19 protein-coding genes and 1 pseudogene are annotated in these 18,437 nt (G+C 43.5%); 2 read left to right on the top strand and 18 right to left on the bottom strand.

Going from position 1 to position 18,437, the window contains the following annotated elements:
* Positions 1-318: 318 nt before the first annotated feature.
* The 13 genes from HFM85_RS08730 to HFM85_RS08670 all read right to left on the bottom strand — a co-directional run bounded on the left by HFM85_RS08730 (position 319) and on the right by HFM85_RS08670 (position 13,770).
* Positions 319-1,287: a M14 family metallopeptidase gene (locus HFM85_RS08730; protein WP_173737847.1), complete on the bottom strand. Its 969-nt coding sequence runs from the start codon at positions 1,285-1,287 to the stop codon at positions 319-321.
* Positions 1,288-1,385: 98 nt separating this feature from the next.
* A complete protein-coding gene (gene hisIE, locus HFM85_RS08725; protein WP_173737846.1) occupies positions 1,386-2,666 on the bottom strand; it encodes a bifunctional phosphoribosyl-AMP cyclohydrolase/phosphoribosyl-ATP diphosphatase HisIE in 1,281 nt (426 codons plus the stop codon).
* Between the two features lie 15 nt (positions 2,667-2,681).
* On the bottom strand, positions 2,682-3,269 hold the full coding sequence (gene hisB, locus HFM85_RS08720; RefSeq protein ID WP_173737845.1) for an imidazoleglycerol-phosphate dehydratase HisB: 588 nt from the start codon (positions 3,267-3,269) through the stop codon (positions 2,682-2,684).
* Entirely contained in the window at positions 3,269-4,579 is a 1,311-nt protein-coding gene (gene hisD, locus HFM85_RS08715) for a histidinol dehydrogenase (protein ID WP_173737844.1), read from the bottom strand. The genes hisB and hisD overlap by 1 nt, the downstream gene beginning before the upstream one ends.
* Positions 4,580-4,631: 52 nt before the next feature.
* On the bottom strand, positions 4,632-5,270 hold the full coding sequence (gene hisG, locus HFM85_RS08710) for an ATP phosphoribosyltransferase (protein ID WP_173737843.1): 639 nt from the start codon (positions 5,268-5,270) through the stop codon (positions 4,632-4,634).
* Positions 5,270-6,391, bottom strand: a complete 1,122-nt coding sequence (gene hisZ / locus HFM85_RS08705) for an ATP phosphoribosyltransferase regulatory subunit (RefSeq protein ID WP_173737842.1) — start codon at positions 6,389-6,391, stop codon at positions 5,270-5,272. The genes hisG and hisZ overlap by 1 nt, the downstream gene beginning before the upstream one ends.
* A gap of 108 nt (positions 6,392-6,499) precedes the next feature.
* Positions 6,500-7,033 carry a Holliday junction resolvase RecU gene (locus tag HFM85_RS08700; RefSeq protein ID WP_173737841.1) on the bottom strand — a complete coding sequence of 178 codons (534 nt, stop codon included), beginning with the start codon at positions 7,031-7,033 and terminating at the stop codon, positions 6,500-6,502.
* 15 nt (positions 7,034-7,048) lie between these two features.
* Positions 7,049-7,606, bottom strand: coding sequence for a signal peptidase I (gene lepB / locus HFM85_RS08695; RefSeq protein WP_173737840.1), 558 nt, complete (start codon positions 7,604-7,606; stop codon positions 7,049-7,051).
* A complete protein-coding gene (locus HFM85_RS08690; RefSeq protein ID WP_173737839.1) occupies positions 7,590-8,558 on the bottom strand; it encodes an RluA family pseudouridine synthase in 969 nt (322 codons plus the stop codon). Before HFM85_RS08690 ends, lepB begins: the two co-directional genes overlap by 17 nt.
* Positions 8,559-8,570: 12 nt before the next feature.
* A complete protein-coding gene (locus HFM85_RS08685; RefSeq protein ID WP_173737838.1) occupies positions 8,571-9,191 on the bottom strand; it encodes a hypothetical protein in 621 nt (206 codons plus the stop codon).
* Positions 9,154-11,127 (bottom strand): YgiQ family radical SAM protein, encoded by a 1,974-nt coding sequence (locus HFM85_RS08680; RefSeq protein ID WP_173737837.1) that lies wholly within the window; start codon positions 11,125-11,127, stop codon positions 9,154-9,156. The genes HFM85_RS08685 and HFM85_RS08680 overlap by 38 nt, the downstream gene beginning before the upstream one ends.
* A gap of 67 nt (positions 11,128-11,194) precedes the next feature.
* The gene (locus HFM85_RS08675) at positions 11,195-12,007 is read right to left on the bottom strand and encodes a GTP pyrophosphokinase (RefSeq protein WP_173737836.1); all 813 of its coding nucleotides are present in this window, start codon (positions 12,005-12,007) and stop codon (positions 11,195-11,197) included.
* A 317-nt stretch (positions 12,008-12,324) separates the two neighbouring features.
* Positions 12,325-13,770 carry an aminoacyl-histidine dipeptidase gene (locus tag HFM85_RS08670; protein WP_173737835.1) on the bottom strand — a complete coding sequence of 482 codons (1,446 nt, stop codon included), beginning with the start codon at positions 13,768-13,770 and terminating at the stop codon, positions 12,325-12,327.
* A gap of 83 nt (positions 13,771-13,853) precedes the next feature.
* On the opposite strand from HFM85_RS08670, the gene HFM85_RS08665 reads away from it, so the two are divergent.
* Positions 13,854-14,789 (top strand): hypothetical protein, encoded by a 936-nt coding sequence (locus HFM85_RS08665; RefSeq protein ID WP_173737834.1) that lies wholly within the window; start codon positions 13,854-13,856, stop codon positions 14,787-14,789.
* On the opposite strand, the gene HFM85_RS08660 is transcribed toward HFM85_RS08665, so the two are convergent.
* The 5 genes and pseudogenes from HFM85_RS08660 to HFM85_RS08640 form a co-directional block, all read right to left on the bottom strand.
* Positions 14,766-15,404, bottom strand: coding sequence for an ATPase (locus HFM85_RS08660; RefSeq protein WP_173737833.1), 639 nt, complete (start codon positions 15,402-15,404; stop codon positions 14,766-14,768). The genes HFM85_RS08665 and HFM85_RS08660 overlap by 24 nt on opposite strands.
* Before the next feature lie 12 nt (positions 15,405-15,416).
* Positions 15,417-15,911: a pantetheine-phosphate adenylyltransferase gene (gene coaD / locus HFM85_RS08655; protein WP_173737832.1), complete on the bottom strand. Its 495-nt coding sequence runs from the start codon at positions 15,909-15,911 to the stop codon at positions 15,417-15,419.
* Positions 15,912-15,926: 15 nt separating this feature from the next.
* On the bottom strand, positions 15,927-16,475 hold the full coding sequence (rsmD, locus tag HFM85_RS08650) for a 16S rRNA (guanine(966)-N(2))-methyltransferase RsmD (protein WP_173737831.1): 549 nt from the start codon (positions 16,473-16,475) through the stop codon (positions 15,927-15,929).
* Complete coding sequence (locus tag HFM85_RS08645; protein WP_021976563.1) at positions 16,472-16,867, bottom strand: methylglyoxal synthase; 396 nt, start codon at positions 16,865-16,867, stop codon at positions 16,472-16,474. Before HFM85_RS08645 ends, rsmD begins: the two co-directional genes overlap by 4 nt.
* Positions 16,868-17,050: 183 nt before the next feature.
* Positions 17,051-17,719, bottom strand: a pseudogene (locus HFM85_RS08640) (DNA/RNA non-specific endonuclease); the annotation flags it as partial.
* 403 nt (positions 17,720-18,122) lie between these two features.
* Here HFM85_RS08640 and HFM85_RS08635 point away from each other — a divergent pair.
* On the top strand, positions 18,123-18,353 hold the full coding sequence (locus HFM85_RS08635; RefSeq protein ID WP_173737830.1) for an alpha/beta-type small acid-soluble spore protein: 231 nt from the start codon (positions 18,123-18,125) through the stop codon (positions 18,351-18,353).
* Positions 18,354-18,437 lie beyond the last annotated feature (84 nt).

Genomic DNA, 18,437 nt, shown 5'->3' with positions numbered 1-18,437 from the left:
TATGAAATTAGCAGGATAATTTTGTGCATTTTTTCAAATTTGCTCATTTATAGTTACGAAATTAATTATATGACAGAAAATATTTCCTGTCTATAGAAAAATACAATATTTTTCATATTTTTGACACAATTTGCTTTTTTTCCGAATTGTACCTATACCCCATAAGGTATTTCGGATAATATACGTATACCCCAATATGTATATATTACTGAGATAATATGACTATAAAGTAAAAAACCCCTGCATATTACGTAACATTCCTGACTGAGGTATGTCCGTAACATACAGGAATTTCCTGGACTCTTTTAATAACTTTTCTTATTCACTTTCAAATAAAGTCTCAGTGATCGCCGCATATGCGATCATCGGACCATCTTCAATAATATTCAGACTTGCTGTCTGGTAGAGAACCACGCCATTCTCTGTTGCAACAGATGTATAAAGAAGATTTCCGTAATAATCCCGAAGTTCTCCCAGGTCTTCCCCTTTGAAGAAGTATTCTCCCGGCTTCTTTGACGGATACCAGCATCCGGTGTAAGGTGCATATTCATAGACAACATTTTCCAGAAGCATCTGGCGGTAATGTTTCAGTCCCTGGCATTTCTTCCCCTGAAGATGAAGGATAAGATGGCGGACATCCCGTTTGTCCTGTTCCACTTCCTCCCATGTCCAGTAACTGTGACCGCCTCTTTCTATAAGGATACTTGGAATTCCAAGAGAAGCCGCATAATTATAAGCACCACCTGTAGCTGTTGTGGAACGAACTACATATTTCACGCCGATATGTCTTGCCATATGTAAAGATTTCTCCACAGTATCTTCGTCTACAACGCCTACATAGTAAACATACGGATGAAGCTGCTCATATCCGTCTCCGCTGTGCAGATCAATGTAGTAGTCTGTGATGGAAAAGAGTTTTTTGACAATGGTGTAGGCAATGCGTTCTGCAGCTGTTCCTTCCGGATTGCCCGGGAAAACACGATTTAAATTCTTTCCGTCTTCATAAACCATGCTCATGGTACGATGTTCAAATCCACTGACATTCACAAGGGGAATGATGATCACATTCCCTTTCAGTTTCTCAGGCTGAAATTCCTTCGCCAGTTCCATGGCCGCCTGGATTCCTACATATTCCGCACTGTGGATTCCTGCTGTGATCAGTATGGTAGGACCATCTTCTGCTCCGCAGATCACGGTAGCCGGCATTGCCATACCACATCCGATGATTTCAATCTTTCCCTGTGCTTTCTCTCCTTTTTCAATCACCCAGTCATCAATTTTGATCATTGGTTGTTTCCCTTTCCTCTTATCATTATAGTTCCGCACTTTATCTGATAAGTATATCATGCCTAAACGGCACTGTATAGATGAATCTCGGGAAATTATTATCTTTTTGACAGCTCTCTGGTGATATCCTCCCAGCTGACACCTTTTTCTACCATAAGCACCATCATATGATAGAGGAAATCAGAAATCTCGTATTTGATCTCTTCTTTATCCGGATTCTTGGCTGCGATCACAATCTCCGTGCACTCTTCACCGACTTTTTTAAGAATCTTGTCGATTCCTTTATCAAAAAGATAATTGGTGTAAGAACCTTCTTTCGGATGTTCTTTGCGGTCTGTGATCACGTCGTAGACGTTCTGGAATACATGAAGCGGATTGGTATCATCACACTCTTTTTTCATCAGTGGCTTAAAGAAGCAGGTACGGTTTCCGGTATGGCAGGCTGCTCCTACCTGATCTACTTTTGCAAGGATGGTATCATTGTCGCAGTCAATCGTAAGAGACTTTACATACTGGACATGACCGGAAGTGAGACCTTTTGTCCAAAGCTCATTTCTGCTGCGACTCCAGTAAGTCATCTTTCCCAGCTTCAGTGTGGTATCAAAAGCCAGCTCATTCATGTAGGCCAGCATCAGCACCTCGTCTGTACGGTAGTCCTGCACAATAACAGGAACCATTCCGTCACTGTTCAGTTTAAAATCAGACCATACAATATTGCTCTTATAAGTATTAACCGGAATTCCTGCTTTTTCACAGTCTTCTTTCAGTGTGTGCAGATCGTTCTCCATGCTGTTTACATAAGCACCACAAAGCGCAGAAACTGCATCATCTTTCAAAAGCTCCATGACTTTCTCTTTTTTACTCTCATCTGTGTGAAGGATGATAGATACTGATGATATCTCTGCAATCTCATCCTGCACAGTATCCAGTGCAAGAACACGGTCTGCATATTTCTCAATCAGATCCTGATTCTCTGTAAACTCTCTGAGATCAGAAATACTTATAACCATGCGCTCTTTTCCGAAACGTCTGGATACCTCTTCCAGAAGCCTGATATTGCTCTCCTTGGAAAAATTCAGCACAACTCTTGCACATCCTGCATAGATCAGCTTCTTTACATCCTCCGCACGCTTGATATTTCCGGCTGCGATCACCGGGATCTCCGCGCTGCGGCAGATATCCCGGATTTTTCCGATGGCACGGTCGTGTTCTGCATCAGCAGAAGAAAAGTCAAACACCAGCAGTTCATCGGCACCGTTGTCGCCATAAAACTTCGCAAGTGTCTCTACATTTCCATCTCCGAAAAGATTTCTCTGCCCAAATCCTGTCACTGCCCTCTCAGAATGAAGATAAAGACAGGGAATCAACTGTTTATTCATAACCTCTCCTTTATATCAGAGACTTCCCTTTGTGGAAAGTACATCTGTGATTCGGGAATCATACTGTATGGCAGCATCAAGAGCTTTTGCAAAGCTTTTGAACATGGCTTCTGCAACATGATGGCTGTTTCCGCCTGAGAGAACCTTAATATGAAGGTTCATTGCTGCAGAATAGGAAACTGCATAGAAAAACTCTTTCACCATCTCCGTTGCCATATCACCGAGCTTCTCTGTTGGAAACTCTGCGTCCCAGCCAAGATACGGCCTTCCCGAAAGATCCACTGCACAAAGTACCAGAACCTCATCCATAGGAAGGATACAGCTGCCATAACGCCTGATGCCTTTTTTATCGCCAACTGCCTCACGGATGGCATTTCCAAGAACGATTCCTGTATCTTCTATTGTATGGTGATCATCTACATCCAGATCTCCATGAACCTTAAGATCAAGATCATAAAGCCCATGGCGTGTAAATCCATCAAGCATATGGTCAAAAAATCCGATGCCTGTATTGATATCAGAACGTCCGGTTCCGTCAATATTCAGTTTCAACCGGATCTGAGTTTCTTTTGTATTTCTCTCAATGGATGCTTCTCTTGCCATTATTCGTTCTCCTTATCCTCATCTTCAAAACGGACAGCAATGGAATTGGCATGAGCTGTCAGCTGTTCGGATGTGGCAAACTGTACGATATCTTTGTGAATCTTTTTCAGTGCTTCTCTGGAATAATATACAATGCTTGATTTCTTGATAAAATCGTCAACAGAAAGTGCTGAGAAGAATTTGGCAGTTCCGTTGGTCGGAAGCACATGGTTCGGTCCTGCAAAATAATCTCCAAGAGGCTCAGAGCTGTACTGACCGATAAAGATCGCACCTGCATTGCGGACTTTCATCATATCTTCGAATGGATTTCTGGTAACGATCTCCATATGCTCAGAAGCGATCTCATTGGCAGCCTCAATAGCTTCATCCATATCCTCAGCAATCAGGATGTAGCCAAAATTCTCAAGAGATTTCTCAATGATCGCTTTTCTGGAAAGTTTCTCCACGAAACCTATGACTTCTTTATCGACCTGGTCTGCGAATTCCTCGCTTGTTGTGATCAGGATCGCAGATGCCATCTCATCATGCTCTGCCTGGGAAAGAAGATCTGCTGCAATATAGTGCGGATTCGCTGTTTCATCTGCAAGAACAAGGATCTCGCTTGGACCCGCAATGGAATCAATGCTTACATAGCCATAAACAGCCTTTTTAGCAAGAGCCACAAAAATATTTCCAGGTCCTACGATTTTATCTACTTTCGGGATGCTCTCTGTTCCGTATGCAAGAGCACCGATGGCCTGCGCGCCGCCGACTTTATAGATCTCATCTGCCCCTGCCTCATTGGCAGCTACCAGTGTACTTGGATTTACCTTGCCGTCTTTTCCAGGAGGTGTTGTCATCACGATACGGTCAACGCCAGCAACTTTTGCAGGAACAATATTCATAAGTACAGAAGACGGATAAACAGCTTTTCCGCCTGGAACGTAGACACCTACGCGGTTCAGGGCAGTTACTTTCTGTCCAAGCATGGTTCCGTCAGTTGTGCTTGTGAACCAGCTGTTCTGAAGCTGTTTTTCATGAAAGCTGCGGATATTTACAAGAGCCTTGCGGATTACATCAATAAGTGACGGATCTACCAGTTTATATGCCTCGTCAATTTCTTCTTGTGTGACACGGATTGTCTCTTTTGTTACGTCAACCTTATCGAATTCTTTTGTATATTCGAAAAGTGCTGCATCTCCCTCTGCCCTTACTTTTGCGAGGATAGTAGTTACTGCATCTTCATATTTGCCGTAATTGTTCGGGCTTCTTTTTAAAAGATTCTCCAGAATATCTTTAGTAGATTCCTTGGTCAGTTTTACCTTACGCATATTAAATCTCTGCCTTCTTTCTGTATTTAGTTCTCCTTATAGTCCGGAGAATTTACTTTATCACGCTTCTTAATTCTGTGATCAGTTTGCGGATACGTTCATCTTCCATCTTCATGCTTACCTGGTTGACTACCATACGTGCAGACAGCGGGCAAACCTCCTCCAGTACTTTCAGTCCGTTCTCCCGGAGAGTGCTTCCTGTTTCTACGATATCCACGATCACCTCGGAAAGACCGACAATCGGTGCAAGCTCAATGGAACCGTTCAGTTTGATGATCTCCACAGTCTGATGTTTCTTGTTATAGAAATAATCTTTTGCAATATTTGGATACTTGGTAGCTACACGGATCAGCTGATTGTTATCAAGCACTTCACGGGCACTTTCCGGTCCGCACACACACATACGGCAGGCTCCGAATCCCAGATCCATGACCTCGTAAAGCTTACGTCCTTCTTCCAGAATCGTATCTTTTCCTACGATACCGATATCAGCTGCACCGTACTCCACATAAGTCGGCACATCCGGTCCTTTTGCAAGGAAAAATTTCAGTTTCAGTTCCTCATTGACAAAGATCAGTTTTCGGGAGTCCTTGTCACGCATCTCCTCACATGTGATTCCGATCTTTTCAAACATGTCCAAAGTTTTATTAGCCAGACGCCCTTTTGTGAGGGCAAATGTAAGATATCGCATCAGTCCTGCTCCTCCTTTGACGGGCGTAATGCCACATTTTTTCCTTCTTTACGAAGTTTCATAACTTCTTTGATAGCTTCGTTTAATTCTTCCTGCTTGTACGTAATCACAACTGTTTCCTCTCCAGCTGGAACATCCAGCTTCTGTCTGGAAAGAGCAAGCATCAAATTATCCACAACAATGGCAAAACCAATGGAGGAAGCAGGTTTTCCGAAATGTTTCATCAGTTCATTATAACGTCCGCCTTTAACTAATGGCTCACCGGTTCCATATGTATAGGCCTGGAAAATAATTCCTGTATAATAGCGGAATTTACTCAGCATTCCAAAGTCAAACGCAATATACTTCTCACATCCGTAAACTTTCAGGATCTCATAGATCTCCTCCAGTCGGCTGACAGCTGCCAGAGCTTCCGTATTAGTGGTAAGGGACTTCGCTTTCTCCAGGACTTCCGCAGATCCGAACATTTGCGGCAGCTCTGCAAAGGTTTTAGAAAGATTTTCATCTAAGCTCTGTCCCTTCAGAAGCTCTTCCACACCGAAATAATTCTTCTGGGAGATCAGTTCACGAAGATGTTCTTCAATCTCCGGTTCCAGATCTGCCTCTGCAAGAATGGATTTGTAATAATCCACCTGTCCTACACTGACCTGAAACTCTGTAAGTCCTGCTGCCTTCAGACATTCCACAGTCATGGCAAGAATCTCCGCATCTGCTGCTGCGGAATCATCACCAATATGTTCTACACCCATCTGAGTGTTCTCTTTCATCTGACCTCTGTAACTGGAATTATTGATAAAAGTATTTCCTGTATAGCACAGACTTACCGGTCCGTTCTCCGGATCAAAATATGTTGCACATGCTCTTGATACAGACGGTGTAAAATCCGGTCTTAAAACAAGTGTATTACCCTCTCTGTCAAAAAATTTATAAAGATCTTTGGATGGAATCGTTCCTACTTCATTGCTGAATACTTCGAAATATTCAAATCCCGGTGTCTCTATATCTTCATATCCATATCTTGAAAACACCTGATGGAGCTCCTTCTGGAGCCGTTTCTTGCGGCTGCATTCCTCTCCGTAAATGTCTCGCACACCTTCAGGTGTATGAAAAATACGCTGCATAATGATCTCCTCCGTAAAACAATTTGAAATTCTGCGGCTTTACTTTAGTTCGTTACCATGCTACCGTAGAAAAACTAAAATAGATTATATAGGAAAGTTTTCCAAAAGTCAATCCCGTAATTGCAGATCTTTCTGGATCCCGTCCAGATATGGTACCAGAAATCCATTTTTTCCAGTAAGATAAAACTCCTCATCCAGCTCATCCCTCCGGAAACTTTTTCTTCCCCCTGCTTCCATCCGATTCCAGAATTCCTGAAGTTTGCGAAGCGTCAGATAGTAAAAAACATTGTCTGCGCTGAAATAAATCAGAAAAAAAGCAATCCCCTTCTGTTTTTCAAACTCTTCCATAAAAGTTACCTGGTGAGGATGAATATTCGCAAGGGGAAAGGTCTTTACACAGCATTCTTTTGCATCGAAGCAGACAGGGATTCCCTGCACTGCTCCGATATAGTCTACTGTACTTTTCTGTTCAAAATACGCCAGTGTGATGTGTCGGCTATTCTTGTCCATTTTCACCGGTGTGATAGGTGTGGGAATCTTCTGGATCAAGGCAAGTCCTTTCTCTCTGTACTGGTCATTGGTTCGGTTGATCAGTTCCTCCAGCGTGGAACCTCTGAGACCTCTGCTGTTCCATGTTGCCATTTTTTATCCTGCCTTTTAATTCAGAAGTTTGATGGACGGGAAATAACGGATCTCAGCTTTTCCGATGATCTGGTCAAAACGTACATAAGTGTTTGTCCAGTATCTGGAATCCTTGGAGTTATTTCGGTTATCTCCCATCATAAAGTAACAGTTTTCAGGTACTTCATAAGGTCCGAAACTGCCAAGCGGAGTTTCCGGAACATAATCATCTTCGAGAGGGGTCTCTGAATCATTAATGTATACTTTGCCGTTTCTGATCTCAACTTTATCTCCCGGAAGTCCGATAAGACGTTTGATAAAAAGCTGTGACTCATCATCCGGATATTTGAAGATCACAATGTCAAAACGCTCCGGATCTTTCCATTTTTTAGAGATCTCTTTTCCGAAAAGATCAAGATTCAAGCCATAAGCAAGACGATAACCGAAAATACGGTCTCCTGTCATGATGGTGTTTTCCATGGATTCTGACGGGATCTTTGCATTGATCAGTACTACATTATTGATAACAAGGACTACAACCACCACAATGATGATCATCTTCACATAGTCCCATATTTCATTCCAGATTTTCATAATAACTCTCCTCCAACTGTTCCTCTTTTAATGTTCCAAGAAAGATCTCCGGTACCGGTGCTGTGAACGCTTTTCCCGAAAGATAAGAAAGTGTGCCTTCCATTGAAGGAAACTCCAGACGGAAGGAATGAAGAAGCTGGCTTTTTATTTTCGCTCCTGTTCTTCCGTATTTCGGATCTCCCACTACAGGATGGCCTTCTGATGCCAGATGTGCACGGATCTGGTGTGCACGTCCTGTGATCAGCTCTACCTTAAGAAGTGTCCTTTTCCCGTTGTTTCCCAGAGGAAAATATCTCGTCTCAACAGGCAGTGTACCTTCTTTCTCTGATCTGTAGATGGTTACTTTGTTATTTTTTTTATCTTTTGCCAGGTAGCCTTTGATATGCTTTTTTTCTGACAGTACTCCCTCCACCAGGCACAGATAATACTTATGGAGATTTCTGGATTTAAACATTCCGGAAAGCTCCTGCAATCCTGGAAGGCTCTTTCCGGCTGCAATCAGGCCTGTGGTATTCCTGTCAAGACGATTGCATACAGATGGCCGGAATGTTCGAAGTTCTTCTTCTGTAAGGCTTCCATTTTCAAGAAGATAGCTTGTCAGATATTCCACCAGGGAAGGCGTTCCGTCATCTGCCGGCTGGGAGAGCATTCCCGAAGGCTTATTGATCAGCAGAATATGTTCGTCCTCATACACAATATCCAGGGAATGCTTCGCTCTCGGCGCAGGAACACTTCCGCTGAATTTCTCAAAAGTCTCATCACTTAAAAACAGCTTCACATGATCTCCGGAAAGCAGCTTCTCATTGCCGGTTGCTTTTTTTCCGTTGAGTATGATGTTTTTCTTTCGCATCATTTTATAGAAGAAGCTCTTAGGTGCCTCTCTTAAAAGTTTCGCCAGATATTTGTCAAAACGCTGCCCTGCCTCGTTGTCATTGATGATAAATTCTTTCATTATATAATACTCCTACAGGCAGATTGCCAGGATCGTATGCTTGATCAGCTCTTCCCTGGAAAGATCCGGATAACGGTCGTCTGGTGTGAATTTGATTCCGCTCCGCAGAGATTCTTTATGCTCGATCATGGAATCCAGACGTTCCAGATATGGTTTCAGATCTTTGAGGATCTTTACATCTACTTTGTATCCGTTCTTGCGCACAATCTTCTGGGACTGCTCTGCCAGATATGCGATATCTGCTTTGGGATCGCTGGTATATCCTACCACTGTATTTCCGCATACAGCAACTGCATCAAGATAGCCGCTTTTTTCATAAAAAGTCATGTACATCTCGTAAGACATGACAAGATCTCCTGCATGACTCCGGATCTCTTTAAAAAGCTTCTCATCCATAGGGTGGCGCATCAGGATCATGATCAGACTCACCATAGATTTGCAGCCAGGAAGGCAGCCTACCACTGTAAGCACTGTCCACACTGTCATCCTTGTGCCATTAACAGCCCAGGCCACAAAGAAGATCAGAAGGGGCAGAGAAAAAAGACCTGCCGTGATCAGAAGCCGTCGTTTTTTTTCACTGTTGAAGTATCCGAAATCACCTTTTCTTGTTTTTGTTTTTTTTGTATTTTTCATTTACGGAACTCCTTACCTGTGTTTTTTTTATCTGTTTCGATGAAGAACATGGATTTTTTCTGCCGGAATTTCTGCCTGTGGAATTTCGTGTTCCCTGTTTTATGTCAGACTTCCTTTTGCCTGAAGTATTTTTTCCATGGAGCTCTCTTGGGCGAATCAGGCATTTCGGGCCAAATCCTACCAGATCCATCCTGCCTGTCATTTTAAGCCCCTCCAGGATCAGCTCCCTGTTCTCCGGGTTCTTGTACTGCATCAGGGCTCTCTGAATCGCTTTTTCATGAGGATTCTTCGGCACATATACCTTTTCTCCTGTAAGAGGATGGATTCCCGTATAGTACATGCAGGTGGAAAGTGTTGACGGAGTCGGGTAAAAATCCTGCACCTGTTCCGGCGTAAATCCAAGATCCCGGACATATTCTGCAAGCTTCACGGCTTCCTTCATAGTACATCCCGGATGAGAAGACATGAAATAAGGAACTGCGTATTGCTGCTTCCCGGTACGTGCATTGGCTTTTTCATATTCTTTCAGGAAACCTTCATAAACTGCATGCTGAGGTTTTCCCATATATTTCAGGACTTCATCAGAAACGTGCTCCGGTGCCACACGAAGCTGTCCGCTTACATGATATTTCACAAGTTCATTTAAGAATGTTTTGTCCGGATCTGCCATCAGATAATCAAAGCGGATACCAGAACGTACAAAAACTTTCTTGACTTTCGGAATATTCCGGACTTTCCTGAGAAGTGTGAGATAATCCTTGTGATCCACCGTAAGGTTCTTGCATGGAGACGGAAACAGGCACTGCCGGTTCTGGCAGACACCTTTTGTCAGCTGCTTTTTGCAGGACGGATGACGGAAATCTGCTGTCGGGCCTCCTACATCATGGATATACCCCTTAAAATCAGGATCCTCTGTCATCCTGACAGCTTCTTTCAGAATGGATTCATGGCTCCTTGTCTGTAGAATACGTCCCTGGTGAAATGTCAGCGCGCAGAAATTGCAGCTTCCGAAGCATCCCCGGTTACTGGTCAGGCTGAACTTGATTTCCTTCAGTGCCGGAATTCCGCCATCTTTCTGATACATAGGATGGTACTGTCCTGTATAAGGAAGATCGTAGACATCATCCATTTCTGTTTGTGTCAGTGGCTGTGCAGGCGGATTCTGTATTACATATCCACGGTTTCCATAGGATTCTGCCAAAGGTTTCGCTGTAAACGGATCTGTGTTCCGATACTGGATGGCAAAACTGTCTGCATAAGCCTTCTTATCTGTCTGTACCTGTTCAAAATCCGGAAGGGTCAAAGGCTCGTACACCCTGCCGATATCATGGCTCTTAAAAACGGTTCCTGCCACATAGGTTATCTCATCCACAGGGATCCCGCTCTGCAGTGCCTCTGCGATCTCCAGGATCGAGTGCTCACCCATACCATAAGAAATAAGATCTGCACCGGAATCAATAAGAATACTGTGCTTAACCTTATTCTCCCAGTAATCGTAGTGTGCCATTCTCCGGAGGCTTGCTTCAATACCGCCAAGAATGATAGGCGTATGTTTATATGTCTGCCGGATCAGATTGCTGTATACAACAGAAGCACGGTCCGGTCTCAGGCCCATTTTTCCCCCTGGGGAATAGGCATCTGTACTTCTGCGTTTTTTGGAAACTGTGTAATGATTCACCATGGAATCCATGTTTCCCGCCGTAACAAGAAAACCCAGGCGCGGTTCCCCGAACACCTGGATACTCTCTTTCCTGCGCCAGTCAGGCTGAGGGATCATGCCTACACGGTAGCCTCTGCTCTCCAGAAGACGTCCGATGATTGCTGATCCAAAAGACGGATGATCTACGTATGCATCGCCTGTGACATAGACAAAATCAACCGCCTCCCAGCCTCTTGACTTCATATCTTCCCTTGTAACCGGTAAAAAATCCTGCATTTATCATTCCTCATATGTATCTATATTTTCAGATTTACGAATCTTTCAGCCACTAATGCCGGGGCATCTACATGCTGTGATGAACAGCCTGTGCTCTGTAGCCTTCGGCAATGATGTCCAGCTGTCTGTGAAATCTCTCCAGCTGCCGCAGATCCTTGGTCTTAAAGACCCTGAGAAATTCATCCTGGATCTTGCTGACTTCACGTTCACTGGATACCCGGTAAAGATTCTCAATATTATTCAGAATATCCTTCACCAGATTGGACTGCATCTGTGAAGAGTTCTGCGCATCCATGATCTCATTTCGCACAGAGGACATCTCATGATCCAGTGAGATAATGGCATCAGATGCCTTGCTGAGACGTTCTGCCACATGAGGCGGCATATCGCCTTTATATTTATACTGAAGAGAATGCTCAATGGTTGCCCAGAAATTCATCGCCATAGTACGGATCTGAATCTCTACCTGCAGTCTCTTCGGCCCGTCAATAGTTTCTACTGTGTAGTAGAGGATCATATGATAGCTGCGGTATCCGCTCTGCTTGATATGGGTGAGATAGTTTTTCTCACTTTTTACTTCCATATCTGTTCTTTTTCGGATAATGGCAGCTACTGTATCAATATCTTCCTCAAACTGACAGATGATCCTAACTCCTGCAAGATCCTCCACCTCAGTCTCCATCTGCTCGATGGGGATATGCTTGCGCTGCATCTTCTCCAGGATACTGGAGACACTCTTTACCCTTCCACTGACCTGTTCAATGGGGGAATAACGATCGTTCTCACGATACTCTTCTATCATATGTTCAAATTTGACTGTCAGTTCCTTGACAGCCAGCTCATAAGGGCACAGAATACTTCGCCATAACTGTATTTCCATGTTGCTCGCTCCTTAAATCTGCTGTCATCCTTAAAGTCTGGTCCCTAATGACAGCGGCATACTTTTTTATTATAACATATGTTTCGAAAAAATAGGGATTCTTTATAAATTTTTTATCAAAAAATTATATAATACTTCTCTTTTTGTGTGATGCATCCACAAATCTATATATATGCATGGAGTTCCTTTTTATGAATGTTTTTCTCGAAAAGTTTCATACCTTCCGCAAATATGCACTCAGGGGTGCATAAAAACACCCCAGGGAAAAGCTGCTGCCCACCCCGGGGTATCCTGTATTCATTCGTTTTCGGTTCTTATCAGTCTTTCAGATTCTCAAGAACTTTCAGGAGATATTTCCATACCCTTTCTGTAGAAGCAATGCTTAAAACTTCCTCAGATGTATGGATATCTTTCATATCCGGCCCAAGAGATACGCAGTCAAGACCTTCCATCTTCTTGTAGAAGAGTCCACACTCAAGGCCTGCGTGGATTGCGACCACCGCTGGCTTATGTCCGTACATCTCCTCAAAAATCTCTACCATCTTATCTCTTAACGGAGACTCCTTGCGGTATTCCCATGCAGGATATGCGCCCTGTACTTCATACTCACCGCCAAGGAATTCTGTAAGATACTCGATCTTGTCAGACAGTGCACCGCATGCTGCGTCTACAGAACTTCTTACGCTGGAGCTTGCAAAAAGTTCGTCCTCATCAAGACGGAGGATTCCGATATTGCTGGAAGTCTCAACAAGTCCGGAAATTGTTCCGCTCATCTTCTGAATTCCGAACGGTACGTTCTGGAGATAAAATACGATTTTCTCCTGGCTTGTCGGATGAAGAACCTGTGCGCAGGCTTCCCCTTCCTCTGTTACTTCAATAGTAATATTCTCATCTGAGCCTGCATACTCCTCACGAATCTGTACCTGAAGTTCTTTTGCGTAAGCTTTTACTTTTTCTGCTGCGTCTGTCAGAAATTCAGCCGTACATTCTCTTGTAATGGCATTGTCTTTCTTGCCACCTTCAAGGGAAATAATCGCGTAATCTGCTTCCTTCTTAAGGCCATAGAGAAAACGTCCCATCAGTTTATTGGCGTTGGCTCTGTTCTTATCGATTTCTGCTCCGGAATGTCCGCCCATCAGTCCGCAGACTTTCACCTGTACTTTATCTCCTTCACCTTCCACACGCTGAACCGGAATATGGCTGACACCGGAGAGTCCGCCGGCACAGCTGATCCAAAGGCTTCCTTCTGCCTCTGAATCAAGATTGATGAATCTTCTTCCCTTCAGAACACTGCAGTCAAGTCCCACTGCACCAAGAAGTCCGATTTCTTCATCAACAGTGATAAGCACTTCAAGTGGAGGATGCGGAATATCTGTACTTTCAAGAAGGGCAAGTCCATAAGCAACTGCAATACCGTCATCACCGCCAAGTGTAGTTCCGTTGGCTGTTACATAGCCGTCTTTTACAGAAATATTCAGACCATCTTTCATAAAATCATGATCTACATCCGGCCGTTTCTCACATACCATATCCATGTGTCCCTGGATGATAACTGTAGGAGAATTCTCATATCCTGGTGTACCTGGTTTATAAATCACTACGTTGTTCAGTTCATCCTGCACATATTTAAATCCGTGATCTTCAGCAAATTTCACAAGGAAATCACTGATCTGTTTCGTATTTCCGGAACCATGAGGGATTTTACAGATTTCCTCAAAATAATGAAAAACTCTCTTTGGTTCGCAATTTTCTAATACTGGCATAAATATCTGCCTCCTTTTACTTCATAAATTCATTTATATCTTATAATAATCATATACTGTAAAAAAAGCAAGGTCAGGATTTCATGAAACAAAAAATATTATTGTTTTTCTGCCTCTGTCTTCTGCTTTTTTTGCTGCTTCATCCAGCTGAATCTCTCCTGGCAGCAAGAGAAGGACTGACATTATGGCTGAATGTGATGCTTCCGACTCTTCTGCCTTTTCTAATCCTTACCGGAATTTTACTGAAAACAGGAAATCTCCGAAAATTACTAAATCCGGCTGCACCTCTGGCAAGAAAACTCCTGGGACTCTCCCCGGCAGGAACTTATGTCCTGATACTCGGACTTTTCTGCGGTTATCCCATGGGAGCCAAGCTTTCCCACGACCTCTACATAAATCACCAGATTTCCCGCAGGGAGGGGGAATATCTGCTCTCTTTTTCCTGCAACGCAAGCCCTGCATTTATCCTGTCATATATGGCAGGAGACTGCCTTGAAAACCGGATAAGCTCTGTTCAAATTCTTATTCTGCTTCTAAGTGCAGACATTGTCTGCATGCTGTTTTTTAGATTCATTGTATACCGCGGACTTACAGTTAGCAGTGTCAAACCTACCGGTCAAAAAAAAGAGACATCCAGACAGGACTCTGCAGGAGTCATCCTGGATGTCTCGATTATGAACGGATTCGAAACCATTACACTTCTCGGGGGTTATATTCTGATGTTTTCACTGATCTTTGCCTGCATCAGTGACTGCTGGCCATTCAGCCCTCTGGCAAAAACTCTGCTCACAGCTCCAATTGAGCTGACAACAGGACTGCATAGAATCGCCACCTCTGATCTCCCATGGAAAACAAAATATTATTCTTCCATGATACTGACTGCTTTCGGCGGGTTCTGCATCATGTTCCAGACAAAAAGCGTAGTGAAAAACAGGTTATCCATGATTCCCTATATCACTGCCAAGTGTCTGAACGCTGCAGTACTCTTTCTGCTCTTAGTTCTCTCCGATGTCATCTAACAGATCTTCATCTTCTTTTGTGATGGAATTGCTGTCATCTTCCTGAATAGTATTGGAAATTGCAGCTGCCTGTGCTGTCTGCGGTGCAAGCTCCTGACGATTGTGGTTGACAACATCAAGGCAGCTCTGCAGAGCATCGATAAATGCCTTGTACTTACCGCCTGCATCTTCCAGTGTCTGGTTCAGAACAGAACCGATGTTAGCCATCATATCATCTGTATATGTGATCGCGCTGAGACGAATGCTGTTTGCATCCTGTGTTGCAGAATCCAGGATCTCCTGTGCCTGTTTGTTGGCAGCATTGATCGTCTCATTAGCCTGTGCATATGCCTTCTGCATGATCTCGTGCTGTGTTACCAGCTCCTGAGCCTTAGTCTGTGCATCTGCGATCAGGCTATCAGCCTTGGACTGCGCATCCTCAAGGATCGCATCCTTATTGCTGATGATCTTCTGATAACGCTTGATCTCATCCGGAGTTTTCAGACGAAGCTCACGTAACAGCTCCTCGATTTCCTCCTTGTTCACTACAATCTTGGTAGTAGAAAGAGGCTGGAACTTACAGCTGTCTACATACTCTTCAATCTCCTGAATAATCTGTTCAATTCTGCTGCTCATAATACACTCTCCTTATTTCTCAGTTTCTCTTTTTTTCAATTTTTCTTCAACTGCTTCTGTAATCTCACGGGGAGCAAATTTGCTCAGGTCTCCTCCGAAATTTGCAACTTCCTTCATGATCGTGGAGCTTAAGTATGCATATTCCAGACTCGTTGTGAGAAAAACAGTATCTACATCCGGCGCAAGAACACGGTTAGTCTGCGCCATCTGAAGCTCGTATTCAAAATCCGTGACAGCACGAAGTCCGCGAACGATCACCTGGGCATTGTTCTCCCTGGCAAAGTTCACTGACAGACCTTCGAATGCTTTCACCTCCACATTCGGGATATCTTTTGTCGCCTTTGTTAGTATCTTAACACGTTCTTCCACAGAAAACAACGGAGTTTTTGCAGAATTATATAAAACTCCTACGATAACCCGGTCAAAAGAAACGCTTGCCCGTCTGATAACGTCAAGATGTCCATAAGTTGCCGGGTCAAAGCTTCCCGGGTATACTGCTGTTATCATATGTCTGTCTCTCTTTCATTTTTTTAGGAAAACATGCTTATTTGTCTTATATTCCTTGGAGCGGATCAGATGATAGCCAAATTCCTCTACATAGGAGAAATCGGTGTGAAGCTCCTCTTCTATAACAATAAGCGTGTTCTTATCTGCCAGTGTACTGTCTGCCAGATATTCCAAAACAGGCTGTTCCAGATGCTGTTCGTAAGGTGCATCCATAAAAATACAGTCAAAAGGTTCTCCGCCCTCCAGCGAGCGCAGGGCCTGCAGTACATCCATGTTCAGCAGTTTACCACCTTCTGCAAGTTTTGTAAATGAAAGATTTTCGCGGATGCAGGCACATGCCTTGGGATTCTTCTCTACAAACACTGCGTAGTCCGCTCCACGGCTCAGTGCTTCGATACCAATCGCTCCGCTTCCGGAAAACAGATCCAGGAACCTGCAGCCCGGTATTTCAGGCTGGAGAATGTTAAACAGAGTTTCCTTAATACGGTCTGTTGTAGGTCTTGTATCATTTCCGGGAATTGTCTTTAGGTTTAATCTACGTGCTTTTCCTGCTATTACTCTCATTTCAGATTTAATCTCCAATCCAGATCACCGCGGGCCAGTCCAAGGATCAGCAGCTCCGCAGTTGCAATATTTGTGGCAACCGGAATATTATACTGGTCGCAGCGCTTGACGATGCTCATAATGTCCGGTTCTGCCGGATCCATCATGACCGGATTGTAAAACAGGATGACCATATCCAGATCCTGTCTCTCTACCATCTCCATAAACTGCTTGTCTCCGCCGATACTTCCGGCAAGAAACTTATGAACGTGAAGGCTGGTGGCCTCCTCGATCCTTCTTCCTGTAGTTCCGGTTGCATATACTTCGTGCTTGGCAAGGATATTCTTATATGCAATACAGAAGTCTTCAATCAGAACTTTCTTACTGTTATGTGCAATAATGCCTAAATTCATAATTCACCTCTCCATTCTGCCCTCGGTTTATATCCTTTTCTCTCCGCGTATATAGGTAAAATCCTATAACTCTGTATCTGATTTTAGCATATCGCCCAAAAAAGTGCAATTTAATTCATACAAATTCATGAAAAATTAATATTTTATTGTTACTGGTCACGAAGCGACAGTAACATCCTATTCTTCCCAGCTGTTTCCGGTATTGTAATCAATGCCAATTCCGGGCTGTACGTTGTATACAAAGACATGAAAAGATATCGTCTGGTCTTTTACAGATTCAGCTTCCATCTCCACACCTCTGGCTACCAGGTCATCTCCCTGAAAAACAGGTGTTACACGGTACATACATGGATTTCCGGTGCTATGTACATAATCTGCCACCTCATTTTCAAAAGGCAGCATGCCGGTAACATTAAGATATCTGGTTCCTGTGATAAGATTTTTTTTATTTGCATTCTCACCTGTGAGCTGATATCCGATGAGATGACAGCGGTTGTACAGATACCTGCCATCTACATTATCATATTTTACAGTGTGCCATCCTGCAGGCTTCACCATTCCGATAGCACCCCGCTCTTCTGCAGGCATCAGTTCCGTTGTGATCTTGGATTCTGCATAGCCGCAGCGTCCTAGGGAATCCAGTTCACTGTAGAACTCATACGCAGGTCCGTTTTTCTTTTCTTCAGAAAAAGAAGGAACATTTCCATCAATTTCTGCATATGGACTGCCGCTGTATTCCGGCAGCTGATCCAGGGAGACAGATCCTGACTGTTTTTCCTTCACTGACTGGGCTTGTTCCAGCAATCCTGTTACTGCATCAGAAACGGATTCCGAAGCATCTTCCCAGAGGATTTCAGCGTTTTCTCCTATATATGCAAGAAACGTCTGGCCAAAGATCTGGCTCTGATCTTTTACTTCTTTCAGGCTCCGCGGCGGCATCCAGCCATTACATACTGCAAGTACAATGCACAGGATAATAGCTGTAAAAACTTTTTTCATTAGCTGCTTTTTTCGTTTATATTTTCGTTTATATGTAGGATAACGCTTCTTTTTCACAGGAACCCCCTTATTTTTTGTCTGACAGATATTATATGCCGTGCAGAAATTATTATAACTTCTGTCCCGGTAAAAAAGCAACCATACATTCGGTTTTTTATATTTTTTATTTCCTTTAACTGCCAGTGTATTATTTTACGGATTTCATATACTAGCAATGTAACATCAAAACAAACAACAACCAAGGAGGAAATGAATTATGCCAAGTAACACTTCTTCTAACAAAGCAGTTGTACCGGAAGCAAAGGGCGCACTTGACCGTTTCAAATATGAGGTAGCAAACGAGCTGGGTGTTCCGCTTACAGACGGATACAATGGAAACCTGACTTCCAAACAGAACGGATCCGTAGGTGGATATATGGTCAAAAAAATGATCGAGGCGCAGGAGCGTCAGATGTCCGGCAGATCCCAGAGCGGCCAGCAGTACTAAATAGGTATCACAGGTAAATCCATTGCCATGCTGAGTTGATCGGAACTTATGCAAAAAAAGATGCTGTCTGACAGATGTAAAAAA

Source organism: Blautia schinkii, assembly GCF_013304825.1.
GTDB lineage: Bacteria > Bacillota > Clostridia > Lachnospirales > Lachnospiraceae > Blautia_A > Blautia_A schinkii_B.
Note: the sequence above shows the minus strand (reverse complement) of the source record. Positions and strands in the feature narration are given on the sequence as shown.